At 71.0% G+C, this 16,985-nt stretch carries 21 protein-coding genes, 1 tRNA gene, 1 other RNA gene and 1 pseudogene; 10 read left to right on the top strand and 14 right to left on the bottom strand.

What is annotated here, in order from left to right; translation table 11 throughout:
* Nucleotides 1-20 precede the first annotated feature (20 nt).
* The 7 genes from GJQ66_RS11150 to GJQ66_RS11120 form a co-directional block, all read right to left on the bottom strand.
* Nucleotides 21-1,295 carry a D-arabinono-1,4-lactone oxidase gene (locus GJQ66_RS11150; protein WP_306461817.1) on the bottom strand — a complete coding sequence of 425 codons (1,275 nt, stop codon included), beginning with the start codon at nt 1,293-1,295 and terminating at the stop codon, nt 21-23.
* Between the two features lie 29 nt (nt 1,296-1,324).
* Nucleotides 1,325-2,101 carry an ABC transporter substrate-binding protein gene (locus GJQ66_RS11145; RefSeq protein ID WP_155049439.1) on the bottom strand — a complete coding sequence of 259 codons (777 nt, stop codon included), beginning with the start codon at nt 2,099-2,101 and terminating at the stop codon, nt 1,325-1,327.
* A 158-nt stretch (nt 2,102-2,259) separates the two neighbouring features.
* Nucleotides 2,260-3,765, bottom strand: a complete 1,506-nt coding sequence (araA, locus tag GJQ66_RS11140; protein WP_155049438.1) for an L-arabinose isomerase — start codon at nt 3,763-3,765, stop codon at nt 2,260-2,262.
* A 29-nt stretch (nt 3,766-3,794) separates the two neighbouring features.
* Nucleotides 3,795-4,487, bottom strand: a complete 693-nt coding sequence (locus GJQ66_RS11135; RefSeq protein WP_155049437.1) for an L-ribulose-5-phosphate 4-epimerase — start codon at nt 4,485-4,487, stop codon at nt 3,795-3,797.
* Nucleotides 4,484-6,115: a xylulokinase gene (locus GJQ66_RS11130; protein WP_155049436.1), complete on the bottom strand. Its 1,632-nt coding sequence runs from the start codon at nt 6,113-6,115 to the stop codon at nt 4,484-4,486. Before GJQ66_RS11130 ends, GJQ66_RS11135 begins: the two co-directional genes overlap by 4 nt.
* Nucleotides 6,116-6,204: 89 nt before the next feature.
* The gene (locus GJQ66_RS11125; protein ID WP_196215867.1) at nt 6,205-7,209 is read right to left on the bottom strand and encodes a LacI family DNA-binding transcriptional regulator; all 1,005 of its coding nucleotides are present in this window, start codon (nt 7,207-7,209) and stop codon (nt 6,205-6,207) included.
* A 71-nt stretch (nt 7,210-7,280) separates the two neighbouring features.
* Nucleotides 7,281-7,356: transfer RNA gene (locus GJQ66_RS11120), tRNA-Lys, on the bottom strand.
* A 140-nt stretch (nt 7,357-7,496) separates the two neighbouring features.
* Here GJQ66_RS11120 and GJQ66_RS11115 point away from each other — a divergent pair.
* From GJQ66_RS11115 to GJQ66_RS14120, 3 genes are all read left to right on the top strand, one after another.
* Nucleotides 7,497-8,303, top strand: a complete 807-nt coding sequence (locus tag GJQ66_RS11115; RefSeq protein WP_155049434.1) for an inositol monophosphatase family protein — start codon at nt 7,497-7,499, stop codon at nt 8,301-8,303.
* Nucleotides 8,300-8,815, top strand: a complete 516-nt coding sequence (locus GJQ66_RS11110) for a hypothetical protein (RefSeq protein ID WP_155049433.1) — start codon at nt 8,300-8,302, stop codon at nt 8,813-8,815. The genes GJQ66_RS11115 and GJQ66_RS11110 overlap by 4 nt, the downstream gene beginning before the upstream one ends.
* 180 nt (nt 8,816-8,995) lie before the next feature.
* Nucleotides 8,996-9,616 (top strand): GntR family transcriptional regulator, encoded by a 621-nt coding sequence (locus tag GJQ66_RS14120; protein WP_196215866.1) that lies wholly within the window; start codon nt 8,996-8,998, stop codon nt 9,614-9,616.
* Between the two features lie 71 nt (nt 9,617-9,687).
* On the opposite strand, the gene ssrA is transcribed toward GJQ66_RS14120, so the two are convergent.
* Nucleotides 9,688-10,057: a transfer-messenger RNA gene (gene ssrA, locus GJQ66_RS11100) on the bottom strand.
* Between the two features lie 135 nt (nt 10,058-10,192).
* On the bottom strand, nt 10,193-10,861 hold the full coding sequence (locus GJQ66_RS11095; protein ID WP_155049432.1) for a DNA alkylation repair protein: 669 nt from the start codon (nt 10,859-10,861) through the stop codon (nt 10,193-10,195).
* Between the two features lie 126 nt (nt 10,862-10,987).
* Between GJQ66_RS11095 and GJQ66_RS11090 the strand changes: the two genes are divergently transcribed.
* Complete coding sequence (locus GJQ66_RS11090; protein ID WP_155049431.1) at nt 10,988-11,536, top strand: type 1 glutamine amidotransferase domain-containing protein; 549 nt, start codon at nt 10,988-10,990, stop codon at nt 11,534-11,536.
* 49 nt (nt 11,537-11,585) lie between these two features.
* Here GJQ66_RS11090 and GJQ66_RS11085 read toward each other — a convergent pair whose 3' ends face one another.
* Nucleotides 11,586-12,206 (bottom strand): mismatch-specific DNA-glycosylase, encoded by a 621-nt coding sequence (locus tag GJQ66_RS11085; protein ID WP_368732903.1) that lies wholly within the window; start codon nt 12,204-12,206, stop codon nt 11,586-11,588.
* Entirely contained in the window at nt 12,203-12,568 is a 366-nt protein-coding gene (locus GJQ66_RS11080) for a hypothetical protein (protein WP_155049430.1), read from the bottom strand. The genes GJQ66_RS11085 and GJQ66_RS11080 overlap by 4 nt, the downstream gene beginning before the upstream one ends.
* Nucleotides 12,569-12,676: 108 nt before the next feature.
* Here GJQ66_RS11080 and GJQ66_RS11075 point away from each other — a divergent pair, with 108 nt between their 5' ends.
* Nucleotides 12,677-12,838 carry a hypothetical protein gene (locus GJQ66_RS11075; RefSeq protein WP_155049429.1) on the top strand — a complete coding sequence of 54 codons (162 nt, stop codon included), beginning with the start codon at nt 12,677-12,679 and terminating at the stop codon, nt 12,836-12,838.
* 15 nt (nt 12,839-12,853) lie between these two features.
* On the opposite strand, the gene GJQ66_RS11070 is transcribed toward GJQ66_RS11075, so the two are convergent.
* Nucleotides 12,854-13,075 carry a dihydrofolate reductase family protein gene (locus GJQ66_RS11070; protein ID WP_155049428.1) on the bottom strand — a complete coding sequence of 74 codons (222 nt, stop codon included), beginning with the start codon at nt 13,073-13,075 and terminating at the stop codon, nt 12,854-12,856.
* Between the two features lie 107 nt (nt 13,076-13,182).
* Between GJQ66_RS11070 and GJQ66_RS11065 the strand changes: the two genes are divergently transcribed.
* On the top strand, nt 13,183-13,671 hold the full coding sequence (locus GJQ66_RS11065; protein WP_155049427.1) for a tetratricopeptide repeat protein: 489 nt from the start codon (nt 13,183-13,185) through the stop codon (nt 13,669-13,671).
* A 16-nt stretch (nt 13,672-13,687) separates the two neighbouring features.
* On the opposite strand, the gene GJQ66_RS11060 is transcribed toward GJQ66_RS11065, so the two are convergent.
* Together GJQ66_RS11060 and GJQ66_RS11055 are read right to left on the bottom strand one after the other, a co-directional pair.
* The gene (locus GJQ66_RS11060) at nt 13,688-13,984 is read right to left on the bottom strand and encodes a putative quinol monooxygenase (RefSeq protein ID WP_368732902.1); all 297 of its coding nucleotides are present in this window, start codon (nt 13,982-13,984) and stop codon (nt 13,688-13,690) included.
* On the bottom strand, nt 13,981-14,466 hold the full coding sequence (locus GJQ66_RS11055; RefSeq protein WP_368732901.1) for a GNAT family N-acetyltransferase: 486 nt from the start codon (nt 14,464-14,466) through the stop codon (nt 13,981-13,983). Before GJQ66_RS11055 ends, GJQ66_RS11060 begins: the two co-directional genes overlap by 4 nt.
* A gap of 491 nt (nt 14,467-14,957) precedes the next feature.
* On the opposite strand from GJQ66_RS11055, the gene erm reads away from it, so the two are divergent.
* From erm to GJQ66_RS11035, 4 genes and pseudogenes are all read left to right on the top strand, one after another.
* Complete coding sequence (erm, locus tag GJQ66_RS11050) at nt 14,958-15,776, top strand: 23S ribosomal RNA methyltransferase Erm (RefSeq protein WP_187722554.1); 819 nt, start codon at nt 14,958-14,960, stop codon at nt 15,774-15,776.
* On the top strand, nt 15,695-16,210 hold the full coding sequence (locus tag GJQ66_RS15405) for an AraC family transcriptional regulator (RefSeq protein ID WP_155049426.1): 516 nt from the start codon (nt 15,695-15,697) through the stop codon (nt 16,208-16,210). Before erm ends, GJQ66_RS15405 begins: the two co-directional genes overlap by 82 nt.
* 62 nt (nt 16,211-16,272) lie before the next feature.
* Nucleotides 16,273-16,581 carry a helix-turn-helix transcriptional regulator gene (locus tag GJQ66_RS11040; protein ID WP_196215865.1) on the top strand — a complete coding sequence of 103 codons (309 nt, stop codon included), beginning with the start codon at nt 16,273-16,275 and terminating at the stop codon, nt 16,579-16,581.
* Between the two features lie 23 nt (nt 16,582-16,604).
* Nucleotides 16,605-16,763: pseudogene (locus tag GJQ66_RS11035) on the top strand (IS256 family transposase); the annotation flags it as partial.
* Between the last annotated feature and the right edge of the window lie 222 nt (nt 16,764-16,985).

Raw genomic sequence — 16,985 nt, 5'->3', positions numbered from 1 at the left:
TGCCCGCCGAACGCCCGCGGTCATGCCCCAAGCCCCACGCGGTCGAGAAAGGCGTTGCCGAACACGCCCGACGGATCCACCCGCGCGCGGAGCGCCCGGAAGTCCGCGAACCGGGGATAGAGCGGGCGGAGGCGCTCCGCCCCCATGTCGAACACCTTGCCCCAGTGGGGGCGCGCGTCGAAGGGCTCCAGCGCCCCTTCCAGGACCGGCAGCACCCGGCGCACGGCCTGCTCGTCGCGGTGCCACGTGAAGTGCAGCCCGACGCTGTCCCGCCCCGACGAGGGGCTCAGCCACTGGTCGTCGGCAGCGATCGTGCGGATCTCGCACACGTGCAGGATCGAGGAGATCGCCTCCCCTCGCGCGCGCACGGCGGCGATCGCCGCGGCGGCGTGCTGCCGCGGCACGAGGTACTCGCTCTGCACCTCGTCACCGACCGACGGCGTGAAGTCCAGGCGGAAGTGCGGCAGGCGGGCAAACCAGGGGCCCGGCTCACCGAGCTGCGGGCTGCAGGCCTCCGCGACCGCTCCCGCGATCGGGTGGCGCGGTCCGTCGGCGCGCACGGCCCCGAGCAGATCCGCCACCGCGGCATCGCCCGGCCCCGCGGCGAGCGCGCGCCGCTTGACCCACACCGCCTGCGCGCGGTCCCCGGGCGCCCAGGTCGTGAAGATGCTCACGCTGTGCCCGAGGGCGCTGACCTCGTCGAAGCGCTCGAGGATCCGGTCCCACAGCGGCCCGTCGAACACCGTCTGCGCGACCTCGTAGGCCGGCTCGGTGTCGAGCTCCAGGCTCGTGACGATGCCCAGGGACCCGAGCGAGACGACGGATCCGCCGAATTCGGCGTCGCCGCGCCGCACCGTGCGGAGCTCGCCGTCGGGGCCGACCAGCGTGACGGCGCGAACGGCGGCCGCGAGCGAGGGCACCCGGTCGCCGGATCCGTGCGTTCCCGTCTGGACGGCCCCGGCGACGGAGATGTGCGGCAGCGAGGCGAGGTTCGCGAGCGCGCGACCCGCCGCGTCGAGTTCGCCGACGATGTCCCCGTAGCGCAGGCCGCCCGCGACGCGGACGGCGCCCGGCAGGATCTCGATCTCGCGCGGCATCCGCGCAAGCGAAATCAGGGCGCCGTCCGTGTCTGCGATGTCCGTAAACGAGTGCCGCGACCCGAGCGCGCGAACGCGCCCGCCCGCCGAGACGGCGCCGCGCAGCTCCGCGATCGAGGTGGGTTCGAGGATCCGCTCGGCCCGGTAGGCGACGTTTCCCGCCCAGTTGCGCTCGCTCGTGTCCGGCATCGTCGCCATGGTCCGCCCCTCGTTCTCGCTGGCCTGCGTCAGGACAGGCCCACCGCGGTCCAGGATACGGGCGGCAGGGTGATCGTCAGAGCGCCGCCCGCGACGGCGGCCGTGTCGTTGCCCTTCGGCGCCACGCGCTCGGTGTTCTCGAGCGGACTCCCGCTGTCGTAGGTGAAGGGGGTGCTCCCGGCCTGCGCGAACAGGGCCTGCGTGTAGGCGCGGCCGTTCGGCGGGAAGTTGGCGAGCACGCCCGGCGCGCCGTTCTCCTTCAGCGTCTCGGCCGCCGCGGCGAACTCCTCCCACGTGGTCGGGGCCGCGATGCCGTACTCGTCGAGGATGTCCTGGCGGTAGAGCATGCCCATGGGACCGCCGTCGACGGGGATCGCGTAGACGGCATCCCCGCTCGAGACGTCGCGCCAGGCGCCCTCGGTGTAGTCACCCTCGACGTCGGCCGCGCCGTATTCGCTGAGGTCGACGAGCGCGTCCCGGATGAAGAAGCTCGAGAGCACCTCCGACTCGAGCATGATGACGTCGGGCGCGCCGCTGCCGGCCTCGATCGCGGTCGAGAACTTCGTGTACTCGTCGTTGCCCTGCCCGGCGTTCGTCCAGCAGATCTGGACGTCGTCGTGCGAGGAGTTGAACAGGTCGACGACCTCCTCGAACGCCGGATACCAGGCCCAGACGCTGACCTGGGTGGCGTCCTCGTTGACGATGTCATTCGTGCACGTCGCCTCGGCGGCGCCGCCCGAGCAACCCGTCAACGCGGTCGCGGCGACGGCAACCGTGCCGCCGGCGGCGAGGATTTTCTGCTTCATTGCTGTGTCCTCTCGGGGAAGAGACTCCGATGTCTCCCGCAGATTTACAACGTTGTAGGTAAACGTTGTAAAGGCAGTGTGACGCCGCGCCCGGTCGCGTGTCAACCCCCTCGTGAACGGGGCGGCACGCGGCCGGGCGCGGCGCGAGGACGGGGGGCTTAGACGCCCTGGTTGATGTGGTGGTAGACCTGGTTCCAGCGCATCGCGTTGCGGAACCCGTTCACGGTCGTCGACTCGTCGATTTCGAGCAGCTCGATGCCCGCCATCTCCGCGAAGTCGCGGAAGCAGTCGATCCCCACGGCGGTCGTCATGACCGTGTGGTGCGCCGCGCCCGCCGTCATCCAGCAGGCGGCGCTCGTGGGGAGGTCAGGCTCGGGCCGCCACACGGCGCGCCCCACGGGCAGCTTCGGCAGGTCCGGTGCCTCGACGTTCTCGACGACGTTGGCCGTCAGCCGGAAGCGCGTGCGCATGTCGCTCATCGCGACGACGAGCGCGGGGCCCGGATCCGCCGTGAACACGAGGCGCACGGGATCCTCCTTGCCGCCGATCCCCAGCGGGTGGATCTCCGCCCGCACACGACCCGCCGTGAGCGACGGCGACACCTCGAGCATGTGCGCTCCGAGGATCCGCTCCTGGCCCGGCGTGAGGTCGTAGGTGTAGTCCTCCATGAGGCTCGCGCCGCCTGCGAGGCCGCGACCCATGACATTGGCGATGCGGACGAGCACGGCGGTCTTCCAGTCGCCCTCGCCCCCGAAGCCGTAGCCCTCGGCCATGAGGCGCTGCACCGCGATGCCGGGCAGCTGCTTCAGACCGCCGAGGTCCTCAAAATTGTCGGTGAAGGCGCGGAAGCCGCCCTCGACGAGGAACGCGCGCAGCCCGATCTCGATCGCGGCCGCGTCTCGCAGCGAGGAGTGCCGTTCGCCGCCGGCGCGCAGCTCGTCGACGATGTCGTAGAGCCGCTCGTACTCCGCCACGAGCGCGTCGATCTCGGCGTCGGTGGCCGCCTCGACGCGCTCCACGAGCTCGTTCACGCCCCAGGTGTTGACCTGCACGCCGAGCGCGATCTCGGCCTCGGTCTTGTCCCCCTCCGTGACGGCGACGTAGCGCATGTTGTCGCCGAATCGGACCACCTTGAGGCTCCGGGCCTCCGCGAGGCCTGCGGCGGCGCGGATCCACGTGCCCACCTCGCCCGCAACGCGCGCGTCGCTGACGTGACCCACGACAGTCTTTCGAGCCAGGCCGAGGCGGCTCTGGATGTAGCCGAACTCGCGGTCGCCGTGCGCGGCCTGGTTCAGGTTCATGAAGTCGAAGTCGATCGAGTCCCACGGGAGCGCCACGTTCGCCTGCGTGTGCAGGTGCAACAGCGGCTTGGAGAGCGCCTCGAGGCCCGCGATCCACATCTTCGCCGGGCTAAAGGTATGCATCCACACGACCACGCCGATGACGTCGTCGTCGGCGTTGGCGTCGAGCATCGCGCGGCGGATCGCGGCGGGATCCGTCAGCACGGGGCGCCACACGATCGGTGCGGGCACGCTCTCGCTGGCGTCGAGCTCGCGCGCGACCTCGCGCGACTGCTCGGCGACCTGCGCGAGGGTCTCCTCGCCGTAGAGTCCCTGGCTCCCCGTGAGGAACCAGATCTGCTTGTCCTGGTAGGGCTTGGTCATGACGATTCCTGTTCTCTTCGCGGGCCGCGTCAGCGCTGGCCGTACACGTTCTGGTAGCGGTCGTAGAGCCGGTCGACCAGCTCTGTGGGGATCGGGAGCGGCGCGCCGAGCTGGCGCGAGATGTGCACCGTGCGCGCGACCTCCTCGAGGAGCACGGCCGCCTTGACGGCGGAGCGCGCGTCGCGCCCGATCGTGAAGGGGCCGTGGTTCTGCATGAGCACGGCGGGGCTCCGGCGGCCGCGCAGCGTCTCCACAATGCCGCGACCGATCGAGTCGTCACCGATGATCGCGAACGGGCCGACGGGGATCGGCCCGCCGAACTCGTCCCCCATCATCGTCAGGACGCACGGGATCTCCTCGCCGCGGGCCGCCCACGCGGTGGCGTAGGTCGAATGGGTGTGCACGACCCCGCCCACGTCGGGCATGTGGCGGTAGACGTACGCGTGCGCGGCCGTGTCGGAGGACGGGCTGCGGTCGCCCTCGACGAGCGCGCCGTCGAGGGCGCACACAACCATCGCGGCCGGCGAGAGGTCGTCGTAGGACACCCCCGAGGGCTTGATGACAAGCAGATCGTCGTGCCCGGCCACCCCGGGAACGCGCTCGGACACGTTGCCGGCCGTCCACGCGACGAGCTCCCATCGGGGAAGCTCGGCGTGCAGCGCCGCGACGCGCTCGCGCGCGGCCTGGACGGCGCCGGCCATCTCGGCGGGGATTGCGGTCATGCCTGGTCTCCTTCTTCTGTGACGGGGAGCGCCGTGACGGCGGCCCGCTCGATCTCGAGGCCCGCCTCCCACGTCGCCAGGTACGCGTCGTGGTCGCGGATGTCGTCGCCGGACGGCGTGACGCGCGCCACGGTTTCGTCGGCGAAGGCGGTGCGCGCGATCCAGTCCGCCAGCGGCGCGCTCTCTCCGCCCGCCACGGCGGCGCGATAGGCGGCGAGGATGGCCATGCCCCACGCCCCGCCCTCGCTCGCTTGGTCTCCGACGACGACGTCGGATCCGAGCGCCGCGGCCAGGAGCCGCTGGGCGACGCCCGCCGTGCGGAAGATCCCGCCGTGCGCGCGCATCTCGTCGATCGTCACGCCCTCCTCGTGGAGCGCGCGCATGCCGAGCGCGAGGGTCGCGAAGGATCCGCGCACCTGCGCGCGCGCCAACCCCGCGAGCGTGAGGGCGGATCCCGGGGTCCGCACGACGAGGGGGCGCCCCTCCGACAGGCCCGCCACGGGCTCGCCCGAGAGGTGGTTGTACGCGAGCACCCCGGCGTCCGCGTCTGGCTCGAGGGCGCCGCCGAGGAACGCGGCGAACGCCTCGTCTTCCGCGACCGGGTGACCGATCGCCGCAGCGAACTCGCGCAGCACGCCCACCCAGGCGCCCGTCTCGCTGGCGCCGTTGTTGCAGTGCACCATCGCGACGGCGTCCCCCGCCGGCGTCGTGACGAGATCGATGTCGTCGTGTCGCCGCGCGAGCGGACGCTCCAGCACGACCATCCCGAAGATGCTCGTGCCCGCGCTGACGTTGCCCGACCGGGGCGTGACGGCGTTCGTCGCGACCATCCCCGTGCCCGCGTCCCCCTCGGGTGGCGCCGCGAGGGCACCGGGGGCGAGCGATCCCGTCGGGTCGAGCAGGCGTGCGCCCGCCTCGGTGAGGCGGCCCGCGTCCTCGCCCGCCCGACGCACCTCGGGCAGGAGGTCGGCCAGGCTCAGGCGGCCCGCTCCCCGGCGCGCGAGGACCGCGTCCGCGCGCCGCAGCCGGGCGGCGTCGTAGGTGCCGGTCGCCGAGTCGATCGGGAACATCCCCGACGCGTCCCCGATCCCGAGCGCGCGCACGCCCGTCAGCAGCTCGTGGACGTAGCCCGCGAGCGTCGTGACGTGGGCCACGTGCGCGACGTGCTCCTCGCCGTCGCGCACGGCCTGGGCGAGGTGAGCGACGGACCAGCGCAGGGGGATGGTGATGTCGAGCTCGTCCGACAGCTCGGCCGCCGCCGGCCCCGTCGTCACGTCGCGCCAGGTTCGGAACGGCACGAGCAGCTCGCCCGCGGCGTCGAAGGCAAGGTATCCGTGCATCATCGCGGACACGCCGATCGCGGCGAGCGCGCCCGGGCGCGACCCGCCGTCGGCTTCGACGCGCGACACGAGATCGGCGTAGGCGGCGCGCACCCCGGCGCGCACGTCCTCCAGCGCGTATGTCCAGTGCCCGTCGACGAACTGGTTTTCCCAGGCGTGGGATCCGGTCGCGATCACGCGCCCGAACGGCGTCGTGAGGCACGCCTTGATCCGCGTCGAGCCGAGCTCGATTCCGAGGCTCGCGGATCCCTCCCGGATCGCGGCGTCGGGGTGTGGCGTCGTCGTCATCGTCGTCCTCTCATCGGCGGCGTCGCCGCTGTCGCGGTACGTCTATATGTTAGCGCTCACATACACGATGCGATACCCCGGCGCGGGAGTCAGCCCACCCGTGTCGTGCTCTCCCGCACGACGAGCCGCGCGCGGATGCGGATGGGGCCCGCGGGCGGCGCGCCCTGGCCCGCGGCGACCAGCGCCTCGACCGCGGCCGCGCCGAGGTCGGCGAAGGGCTGAGCTACCGTGGTCAGCGACGGGCGGAGGAAGGCCGCGCCGTCGATGTCGTCAAACCCGGCGACCGCGACATCACTCGGCGCCTCGATCCCGCGCTCACTGCAGGCGCGCAGGGCGCCGATCGCGAGGAGATCGTTCGCCGCGAGAATCGCGGTGATCTCCCCCGCCGCGATCTCGTCCGCGAGCAGGGCGCCCGCGCGATAGCCGTCGGCCGCGGCCCATCCTCCGGCCGGCACGATCCGCGGCTCGGCGCCACCCTCCGCCATCGCCTCGGCGAACCCGCCCGACCGCTCGATCGCGTCGAACCATCCGCGCGGCCCCTCGAGGTGCGCGATCCGGGTGTGCCCCTCGGCGAGCAGGTGACGCGTGAGGTCGCGCGCCGCGCGGCGCTGGTCGACCGCCACATCGAGCGCGGCGCCCTCCCCGCGCGCCGCCACCACGACGCAGGGCACGGCGAGCGGGTGCCGGTCGATGACGTCCGCGACCTCGGCGAGGGGCGCGACGACGACGATGCCGTCGACGCCCTGGTTCAGCAGCTGGTCGAACACCTCCCGCGGATCCCGGGAGCCTACGGACGCCAGGGAGACGAAGTACCCGCGATCGCGCGCCGCGGCCTCGATCGCGAGCACCGTCTGGGCCGGCCCCGAGTGCGCCGTCGACGTCGTCACGACGCCGATCGTGGCGGTGCGGGTGGTGACGAGCGTCCGCGCGGCCTGGTTGCGGCGGTAGCCGAGCTCCCCGATCGCGTCGAGCACGCGGGCCCGCGTTTCCTCCCGCACGTACGCGTGGTCGTTCAGCACCCGCGACACGGTCTGGTGCGAGACGCCCGCGCGCTCCGCCACGTCGGCCATCGACGGCCGATTTGTCCTTGCCATGGGACCCATCCTGACGGATCCGCCAGACAGAAGACGCCTCCGGCCCGAGAGGGCCGGAGGCGTCTGAGAAGTGGTGCGCCCCCTCGGACTTGAACCGAGAACCCACTGATTAAGAGTCAGTTGCTCTGCCGATTGAGCTAGAGGCGCAGGATCCGAGCGAAAGAAGAACTCGTGCCGAACCGAGGAATGACATTACCGATTTTCCCCGCCGGACGCCAATCGGGCACCCACGCCCGGCGTGTCTGAGTGCGGACTGATCGTCGCGCCCGCGCCGATACCATGGGGCGATGAGCCCCTCCGCCGCCCCCGCCTCGCTCGCCGACGACCTCGCGCTCGCGTTGCGGCTGGCGGACGCGGCCGACGCCGAGTCCATGGGGCGGTTCGACCGCCCCGACCTCGAGATCGGCCAGAAGGCCGATCGCTCGCACGTGACGGCCGCCGACCTGGCCGCCGAGCGCGCGATCCGCGAGATCATCGCGGCCGACCGCCCGGACGACGCCATCTTCGGCGAGGAGTACGGCACAACCTCGAGCGCCGCCCGACGCTGGATCGTGGATCCGATCGACGGCACCGCCAACTACCTCCGGGGCGTGCCCGCGTGGGGAACGATGATCGCCCTCGAGATCGACGGCGTCGTGTCCGCCGGCGTCGTCAGCATGCCCGCGATGGGCCGCCGCTGGTGGGCGGCGAGCGGAATGGGCGCGTGGACGCTCGCGGGAGGCGAGCCGCGCACCATCGCCGTCTCCGGCGTGGACCGCCTCGACGAGGCGTCCCTGAGCTTCCAGTCGATCGCCCAGTGGCGCGACGCCGGGCACCTGGACGCGCTGCTCACTCTGCAGGAAAGGGTGTGGCGCGACCGGGCATACGGCGACGTCTGGTCGTACATGCTCCTGGCGGAGGGTCGCGTCGATATCGTCGGCGAGTTCGACGTCAAGGAGTACGACATCGCCGCGGCCGCCGCCATCGTCCGCGAGGCGGGCGGCCGGTTCACCTCTTTCGAGGGCTCCGATTCGCTCGACACGCTGTCTGCGCTCGCGACCAATGGGCTCCTCCACGACGCCACGCTCGACGCCCTGCACGGACGCACGCCATGACGCGTGCACGCGCGCTTGCGGGCGCCCTCGGCCTCGCGGTCCTCCTCACCGCCTGCTCCCCCGCCGCCGAGGAGGCGACCGAGACGCCCACCCCGGATCCCACGCCCGTCGAGATGTCGTGCGACACGATCGTTCCGACGACCTTCTCGTCGCGGCTCGGCGAGCTGGGCTGGTCGGCCCGCGAAGAGCCGTTCCGCATCGGCGAGCACGTGTTCGACGACGGGATCCAGTGCATCTGGGGAGACGCCGAGACGGGATCCGAGGTGGCGCAGATGTACGGCTGGGCGCCGGCCGACGCGGATACGGCGGCCGAGATGCAGGAGTACCTCGAGGCCCAGGGATGGATTCGCGAGGAAGACGGCGACACCGTCTACATCACGGAGAACCCCGACTACGCACTCGCCGTCGGCGACGACGGCTACGGCATGACCTACCGCTTCCGCGACGGCACGATCGCCCTCGCAGACACCAAGACGGGTCTCGAGCTCGTCGTGTGGCAGGCGGGCGAATAACACCGACATCCCGGCTGTCACTGGGTGTTTCCGGCGATTCGTCCGATATCGATCTGACAACGGGTCACATTCAGGGTGCCTCACCTAGCCTGATTCGACCGGGTCGGCGCGCACGGCAGCGACCCCGTTCGACGCCTCGTGCCCCCCCCCCCCCCCCCGCACGACGGAGAGGAACACCGCATGTTGCAGCCTGTCGCATCCCCCACCGTCCGCCTGGCCGACGCCGTGTTCGGGCGCCTCGCCGACGCGATCGTCGGCGGATCCCTCGGCCCCGGCGAGCGGCTCCGCGACGCGGAACTCGCGCGGACTATGGGCGTGTCGCGCATGCCCGTGCGCGAGGCCCTGCAGCGCCTCGAACGCATCGGTCTGGTCGAGATGTCGCCCAGCCGCTACACGCGCGTCACCGAGGTCACCGACAAGCTGGCGGCCGACACGCGCGCGTTTGCGGGCGAGTACGCCGCGATCACGATGCGCATGACCCTCCCGAGGATGACGGCGGATCAGCGCGATGCGGCCGCCGTGCGGATCGACGAGATCGTCGCCGAGGTAGAGAACGGCGCCGCTACCGTCGCCACGCGGCGCGCCATGTACCGCCTCCTCGTGGAGCTGTCCGGCAACGAATTCGTCCAGACCGTGGCCCGCGACGCCGACCTCGCCATCGCCCGAAACCTCCAGGGCCTCGCTCTGCCCCTCGACGGCCCGGGCGAGCTCGCCGAAAACTATCGCGCGCTCCGCGAGGCGGTGCGCGCCGGCGACGCGGACGAGGCCGAGATACTGGTGCGCGCGCAGTACGGCATCTGACGCACCGCAAAACGAACGACGCCCCGCCCCTCGAAAGCGAGGGGCGGGGCGTCGTTCGTTGTGCGGTGCGGTCGTGGAGCTGGGGGGAATCGAACCCCCGTCCAGCACTGGTTCACTGGGGTTTCTCCGGGCGCATTCTGTGGAGACGTTCTCATCGGCTCCGACCTTCAGCACAGACACATAGGTCGACGAGCCCAGTCGAGGAAAAGTCCCCCGTAGCGTCCCGACACCACTACGGAGCAAGATCCCTAAATGACGCCAGGATCCGTGGCGGGATCACCCACGGTCTGACGGACTATCGGGCTCGCTTAGGCAGCGAGGGCGAAGTCAGTGCGCTTGGAGTTGGCACTTATGTGTTTGCAGGGGGCGTTAACGAGATAACCCTGCATCCTCGGCCCGCTTCCCTCAGATCAGCAGACGCTGTCGAAACCGATCAGCCCCGTGTGACCCTTCGCGAGAAGGAAACCGCATCGCACGCTGTGGAGTTGTCAGCGCGACGTGTCGCGCCCCAGCTCGGATCTCTCCGAGCACTCCAGCCTACAACGTCCGGGCACGCGCGTCCATTCCCCGGCCCGCTCACCCCTCGCGGCGGGCGACAATCTCGCGGATCCAGATCGGCGCGAAGGGCGACGTGCAGTTCGGCGGCGTCGGATAGTCCTTGAGCACCTCGAGGCGTTCGCCGATGTCGAGCGCGCGATGGCGCTTGTCGGGGTGCTCGATGCCGATCTGCGCGAGCGTCGTGTTCATCTCCCACTGCTCGCGCCCGGGGGCCTCGCGCATCCCGGCCTCGATCTCCTCCAGGAGCGCGTCGAGGTCCAGCCCGTCAGGCTGCTTCGCGACGCGCTCCGCGGTCAGGGCCCACGCCGCGGCCGCGACGTTCGGCTCCGGATCCCCGTGCCACGCCACGCGCAGCGCCTCCGCATGGCGGCTCTTCTTCACCACATAGTTGGTCAGCCAGTCGAGCACTTTCGGCGCGCGCGCCTCACGCATCATCTGATCGAGCTCGGCGGCGTCGAACTCGCGGACGCGGCACACGAGAAGTGCCACGAGCCGCGGCGCCGTCTCCCCCGTCGCCCACAGCGCGCGGGCAAGTGACTGATCCTTGCCCGCCTCCTTCGCGACCTGGCGCAGCGCGCTGAGCTTCACGCCATGATCGTCGCCGTGGCGCTCGTTGACCGCGCGCGTCTTGTCGTCCTCCAGCGCCGCGAGCGCCGCGCGCACGCTGTCGACCGTCGCATCCGTCATACGACTCAAGGTACGCGGCCGGGCACGAGGCTGGGGATCCCCTCCGAGGCGACGCTTCCGCGCCGCGTGACGGGAGCGCAGGCGTAGCGTGGGCGACGCATCCGATCCACCAACCGAGGAGGCATCATGGCTCTACTCGACGGAAAGCGCGTCGCATTTCTCTTGACCGACGGCTTCGAGGACAGCGAACTGACGGCACCATGGGAGGCGGCCCGCAACGCGGGCGCGGAGGCGCACCTCGTCTCCCCCGCGTCCGGCACCGTGACCGGGGAGCACGGATACACCCAGGCGGTCGACGCCTCCACGCGCGCGACGAGCGCCGACGACTTCGACGCGCTCGTGCTCCCGGGCGGGGTCGGTAACGCCGACGCGCTCCGACTCGACGCCGAGGCCGTCCGCCTGGCGCACGAATTCTTCGCCCAGCACAAGCCCGTGGCGGTCATCTGTCACGGCGCGTGGATCCTCGCCGATGCGGACGTTTTGTCCGGGCGCACCCTGACGAGCTACCCGAGCCTGAAGACAGACCTCGTCAACGCGGGTGCGACGTGGGTCGACGAGCAGGTCGTAGTCGACCAGGGCCTCGTCTCGAGCCGCACGCCCGACGACCTGCCCGCCTTCACCGCCCGCATGATCGAGGAGATCGCGGAGGGACCGCACAGCGGCCAGACCGCGTAACCGAACCGCCACGTGCCCGCGACCGCCCCGGTCGCGGGCACGTACGCGTTCAGGCGTGGCGCCAGGCGTCGGCCCACTTCGCCGCGAGCGTCTCGACGTTCTCGTGCGCGTTGAGACCGCTGGGCTGCGGCACCACCCAGAGGCGCACGCCGTCCGGCCATCCGTCCGGCGGGTCCTGCGGGCCGAGCACCGCCTTCGGGCGATCGAAGCCCGCGCGAAACGCCGTGATGCCCGCGACCGCGACGAGCCCGGGGCGCATCTGGGCGACCCGCTCGACGAGCCGCCGGGCCCCGGCGCGCAATTCCTCCCGCGTGAGCTCGTCGGCGCGCGCGGTGGCGCGGCCGACAAGGTTCGTGATCCCGATGCCCCGGGCGACGAGGTCGGCGGCATCGGCGTCATCCAGCCCCCGGGAGGCGTCCACCTCGCGAGAGGTGAGCCCGGCACGAAATAGCGAGGGCCAGAACCTGTTGCCGGGGCGCGCAAACGGGGCGTTCACGGCCGCGGTCCACAGGCCGGGGTTGATGCCCACGATGAGCAGGCGCAACCGAGCATCGCCCCCGGGCACGACGTCGTCGCGCGGCGCGGGGTCGGCGGTCGCGAACCGCGCAAGGTCGGCGCGCGTCGGTCGGGCGCCGCCCAGCGGCGACGGCCGACGCGGGACGGGCGTCACGCGCAGATCGAGCCGAGCGCGTCGTGCGCGTCCTCGACCGCCTGGATCGCGTCGGGCGAGGTGAGATCGCGGGCGGAGGCGAGGCGGTCCGCACCGTCGGCGATCATGTCGCCCGCGCTCCCGCCCACGTCCTCCGCGAGCGTCTCGAGCGTGGCGACGAGGTCGTCACGGGCCGCGGCGATCTCGGCCTCCGTCGCGTTGCCGCTGTCGATCAAGGCGGAGTACTGGGCGTAGGCGCCGTCGGCGGTCGCGCAGATCTCCGCGACGTCGATGCCGAGGGCGTCGCCCGCGACCTGCGCGGCCTGGGCGCACCCGGCCAAGCTCAGCACGGCGAGGAGGGGAACCAGGGCGAGTCGGCGCATGCCGCCAGGGTATCCGGGATCCACCCCGCTCGATTTGCGCGCCGGCGCCATTGCGCGGCACTCTCGGCGTATGCGTCGCGTTCTCCCCGCCACCGTTCGGGCGGCGGCATGACCGTCCGGACGGCGCTCGCCATCGTGGCGTTCATCGCGGCGCTCGCGATCCTCATCGCGGTCGGCGCGGCGATCGTGAGCGGATCCACGTGGTTCCTCTCCGAGGTCGTCATGCGGATCTTCCCGCTCGACTACGGCCGCGTCAGCTACGACCCGTAGCCGTTCGCCCGCGGCTCACCGGCCCCGCCGGTAATGCGCATCGATAGCGCCGCAGCGCAGGGCGCGGGCCCGGACGAGCTGGAGGCGCAGCGGATCCGCCAGCGCGCCGGCATAGAGCGTGGGGCCCGCGCCGGCGAGAATCGGCTGCACGAGGAAGCGGTACTCGTCGATGAGGCCAGCCCGGTGATCCGTGCACCCGTCGAGCGTCACGTTCAGGCCGAAGGTGAGCGTGCCCATGGGGTCCTCCGTCGGGTGCCAGTCGCGGCGGCGACGCCGATCGCGCGCATGAGAACCTACACCCGCCCGCGGATCCGCGGGAGGCGGGCCGGTGAGAGACTGGACGGATGCACACCGTCGAGTCGTGGGAGCGCGCCGTCGCGGACCTGTGGGAGCGCTCGGATGCCCTCGGCCGCGAGGAGGGCGTGGCGCAGATGCGCGCGCTTGCGGCGAAGTGCCCCGCGTCGGACGGCCGCGCGGCGTTCGAGCTCGCCGGGATGTACGACACGCACGACGACGAGGCGGAGGCCGCGGCCTGGTACGAGCGCGCCCTCGACCTCGGGCTCGACGACGCCCGGCACGCCCAGCTCGCCGTGCAGTACGGTTCAACGCTCCGCAACCTCGGTCGGCTGAACGAGGCGATCGCCGTCCTCCGCGCGGCCCCCGTGCACGCGTCGACCGGATCCGCGCCCCGCATCGTGCTCGCGCTCGCGCTGCACAGCGCCGGCCGCGCGGACGAGGCGCTGCGCGTCGCACTGGAGGCGCAGATCGACGCACTCCCCCGCTACCAGCGCTCGATGCGCGCGTACGCCGCCGCGCTCACGGAGTCGCGCTGACGTTCGCGGCGCCGGCTCACGTCGCGGATCGCTCGGGCGCGAACTCGATCACGTAGTCGCGCGGGATGCCCTGCGTGGCCCGGCCCCACGCACTCCGCCGCACCCGCTCCTGGTGCGCTTCGAACGACGCCCGGTCGACGAATCGCTCGGACACGCTCCAGACGAGCGGATCCGCCGTCGGCTCGACGAGAAACCGGACGCACCCGGTCTCGGAGCGCGACAGCGCGGTGTGCCGCGGAAGCTCGCGGCGCACGACCTCCGCCTCGCCGGGCGTGCGGCAGACGAGCCGTCCCCGGAGCTCGATCGCCGTCACAGGTGTTCTTCCGTCTGCGTCGCGGATCCAGCCGGTGGTTCGCCGGGCGCGGGCCGCGTCAGGTAGACATCGACCGAGTCCTCGCTCGCGAGGACGAAGCCGTAGCGTTCATAGAGGCGGCGAGCGCGGCTTCCCTGCAGCACATTGAGGCGGAATGGCCGCCCCGCGGTGTCCATGGCCAGGACCTGCGCCAGGGCCCAGCCCCCGGCGCCCTGGCCCTGCTCCGCCGGGTCAAGATAGAAGTGCTCGATCCACACCACGTCTTCGTCGGGGCGCACCGCGACCACGCCGACGTCGGCCCCCGCAACCTGAATGACCCGAGTGTGCGCCGGAACGAACGCGTCAAGGAATCGCCGCCGCACGCGCGTCGCGTCGTAGCGCCCGAGACGCTCGAGATCGGGACGCAGGACCACCGCGCGCAGCTCCGCAATCCAAGCGGCATCCGCCGACGTGCTAGGTCGAAAGCTCCGCTCGCCTGTCACCCGATGAGCCTAGCTGCCCGAGGCACACGGATTCGGGACGGGCCCGTGGGGAGCAGGCGCCACCCGGCGGCGCGGGCGGATCCTATTCCTCCGCGCAGAAGGTCACATGCAGCCATCTTCAGCGACCACCCGGTGCAGCATCATCGGGGCACCCAGGGGGCGCCAGTCCTCGATCTGCAAGACGCGTGGCAGCTCTATGGGATCACTCGCGGAGGTGGAGGTTCGTCGGGCACGGACGGCCTGCAAGTCGGTTCTGGCCTGTGGTGATACGGATCTGCGCGTCTTTGACGCATGGACGGGTTATTGGGTCGCCGAGTGGCGGTGGGGTGACCTACGCTGGTTGGCATGTTGGTTTACGGCACCGCTTCGCTGCGTCTGCGCAGCCGCTAACAGCGGCGAGCACCCTCCACAGGTTGTTGCTCCCGCCCCGGTGATCACGGCCGGGCGGCTCTTTCAGCGTGCCCGGCTCCGCAACAACCACGGAGCAAACAGTGCCTATCTATCGAGGTGGCCGTCATGAGCACGGCCAGAACTTCCTGACTGACCCATCCATCATTGCCACGATGACCCGGCTCGTGGCCGCCACCGATGGCCCGATCATCGAGATCGGCCCCGGTGACGGAGCACTCACCACCCCGCTGGCCCAGCTCGGGCCACCGGTGACAGCCGTCGAGATCGACACCCGGCTCGCCCAACGCCTGGCCGAGCGGTTGCCGTCGCATGTGGAGGTCGTCGCCGACGACTTCCTGGACTACCGGCTTCCAACATCGGCGCATGTGCTCGTCGGGAACCTGCCGTTTCACCAGACCACGGCCATGCTGCGACGCATCCTGCATGCCCCGGCATGGACCGATGCAATCGTGCTCGTGCAATGGGAAGTTGCGCGGCGCAGAGCGGGCGTCGGCGGTGCCACGATGATGACCGCGCAATGGGCGCCCTGGTTCACCTTCACGTTGCACAGTCGTGTTCCCGCTCGCGCGTTCACCCCACGTCCGGGCGTCGACGGCGGAATCCTCACCATCCACCGCCGCGAACACCCGCTGCTGCCCCCGGCGCGGCGACGCCAGTTCCACGCCCTGGTCCACCGCGTCTACACCGGTCCCGGACGTGGGCTGGCCCAGATCCTCGCACGCAACACCTCGCTCGGCTCGCCACAGGCGGCACAGGCGTGGCTGACACGCCAGGGCGTGAACGCTGCCGGACTGCCGAAGGACCTGCCCGTCGAGGCATGGGTGGACTTGTTCAAGACCACAGGCTCCTCGCCACCGCCCCACCGCACGCAGTCGTCCTCAGGAAGGCGGCGGCGATGAGCATCGACCCCTCGTGGCGAGTCTGCCCGGACGAGACCACACCCAGCCATACGTGCTGGACCGAGACAGCCGTACACCATGCAGCACGGCTCCTCGCTCAAGACCCCGGACGGGATTGGCGACTTCGTGACCTTGCCGACCTCGTGCACCTGTCCACGTCACAATTGGGCAGGGCCTTCAGCCAACGTTTCGGGATGCCTCCCATCCAGTACCTGGCTCACCTTCGCGCCCACAGACTGGCCGAGCTCCTGATAGAGACTGATCTTCCGGTCGGTGTCGCCATGACACAGGTCGGGTGGCGCAGCCGCGGCCACGCCGCACGACAGTTCACCACCATCGTCGGGGTCAGCCCATCCGCGTATCGACGTACCGCGACCCAACGAGCAAGCCTGGAATGCCCGTGCTGTGGACAGCGAAGCGAGTTGCCCCGATGACGGCCACAGAGCACTCTGGCCTCGGCCCTACCAGGACAGAGATCCGTGACACGGTCATTCGGATGCGAGCTGATCTCGCTCACCGGTGGACCTTAGCCGAACTCGCACTGGATGCCCATCTGTCGCCGTCGCGGCTCGGGGGCCTGTTCGTGGAGCAGTTCGGCGTCCCGCCGATCATGTTGCTGGCTCGGTTGCGGGTGCGGGAGATGGCTCGGCTGTTGCGGGAGTCGGACATGACGGTCGGCGAGATCGGGGTCCGGGTGGGGTGGCGGAATCGTGGTCATGCGGCGGAGCAGTTCGCCAAGATCATGGGCGTCACCCCAACCGCATACCGCAACCAGTATCACCAGCGGACCCGGCAGACGATCTGACGGGTTGCTTGTGGTGCGGGCAGGCGATCATCCGCCTCGTCGGCGCAGTCTTGGCCGAACAGACCGATGAATGGGCAGAAGGCCGTCGCTACCTCGGCCTCGACGTTCTCACCCGTTGCCGACTCACCACCATCACTAACCCCGTTGAGGATGTGACCGAACCCCTCGCACTCACTGCCTAACCGAAGGAATCGCTACACCACTCCGCCGGACTTGACCACACGTTGAAGCGGAACTCCAGCGAGTTACGTCAGAGGTAGACGTTCGGACCGCAGCAAAACTGCCCCGCGCCTGCGTCCCTGCCTCTCCTGAAATTCTGCGGGCGGCGGGCGTGAGGAACGAACTGGTGACAGTTTCGGCTTAGGCCGCGAGTGTGAGCGGCTCGGCTAGCTTGGCTTCGAACT

The organism is Microbacterium sp. ZXX196, from assembly GCF_009709595.1.
In the GTDB taxonomy this organism is placed as follows: Bacteria; Actinomycetota; Actinomycetes; order Actinomycetales; family Microbacteriaceae; genus Microbacterium; species Microbacterium excoecariae.
Note: the sequence above shows the minus strand (reverse complement) of the source record. Positions and strands in the feature narration are given on the sequence as shown.

Excerpts from the sequence above, each read along its gene's own strand:
- GJQ66_RS11090 (WP_155049431.1), top strand. The coding sequence starts at position 10,988 with ATGGCTCTACTCGACGGAAAGCGCGTCGCATTTCTCTTGACCGACGGC.
- GJQ66_RS11135 (WP_155049437.1), bottom strand. The coding sequence starts at position 4,487 with ATGACCGCAATCCCCGCCGAGATGGCCGGCGCCGTCCAGGCCGCGCGC.
- GJQ66_RS11150 (WP_306461817.1), bottom strand. The coding sequence starts at position 1,295 with ATGGCGACGATGCCGGACACGAGCGAGCGCAACTGGGCGGGAAACGTC.
- GJQ66_RS11065 (WP_155049427.1), top strand. The coding sequence starts at position 13,183 with ATGCACACCGTCGAGTCGTGGGAGCGCGCCGTCGCGGACCTGTGGGAG.
- GJQ66_RS11110 (WP_155049433.1), top strand. The coding sequence starts at position 8,300 with ATGACGCGTGCACGCGCGCTTGCGGGCGCCCTCGGCCTCGCGGTCCTC.
- GJQ66_RS11130 (WP_155049436.1), bottom strand. The coding sequence starts at position 6,115 with ATGACGACGACGCCACACCCCGACGCCGCGATCCGGGAGGGATCCGCG.
- GJQ66_RS11080 (WP_155049430.1), bottom strand. The coding sequence starts at position 12,568 with ATGCGCCGACTCGCCCTGGTTCCCCTCCTCGCCGTGCTGAGCTTGGCC.
- GJQ66_RS11075 (WP_155049429.1), top strand. The coding sequence starts at position 12,677 with ATGACCGTCCGGACGGCGCTCGCCATCGTGGCGTTCATCGCGGCGCTC.
- GJQ66_RS15405 (WP_155049426.1), top strand. The coding sequence starts at position 15,695 with ATGGGTGGACTTGTTCAAGACCACAGGCTCCTCGCCACCGCCCCACCG.
- araA (WP_155049438.1), bottom strand. The coding sequence starts at position 3,765 with ATGACCAAGCCCTACCAGGACAAGCAGATCTGGTTCCTCACGGGGAGC.
- GJQ66_RS11070 (WP_155049428.1), bottom strand. The coding sequence starts at position 13,075 with ATGGGCACGCTCACCTTCGGCCTGAACGTGACGCTCGACGGGTGCACG.
- GJQ66_RS11125 (WP_196215867.1), bottom strand. The coding sequence starts at position 7,209 with ATGGCAAGGACAAATCGGCCGTCGATGGCCGACGTGGCGGAGCGCGCG.
- GJQ66_RS14120 (WP_196215866.1), top strand. The coding sequence starts at position 8,996 with ATGTTGCAGCCTGTCGCATCCCCCACCGTCCGCCTGGCCGACGCCGTG.
- GJQ66_RS11145 (WP_155049439.1), bottom strand. The coding sequence starts at position 2,101 with ATGAAGCAGAAAATCCTCGCCGCCGGCGGCACGGTTGCCGTCGCCGCG.
- GJQ66_RS11115 (WP_155049434.1), top strand. The coding sequence starts at position 7,497 with ATGAGCCCCTCCGCCGCCCCCGCCTCGCTCGCCGACGACCTCGCGCTC.
- GJQ66_RS11040 (WP_196215865.1), top strand. The coding sequence starts at position 16,273 with ATGCGAGCTGATCTCGCTCACCGGTGGACCTTAGCCGAACTCGCACTG.
- GJQ66_RS11095 (WP_155049432.1), bottom strand. The coding sequence starts at position 10,861 with ATGACGGATGCGACGGTCGACAGCGTGCGCGCGGCGCTCGCGGCGCTG.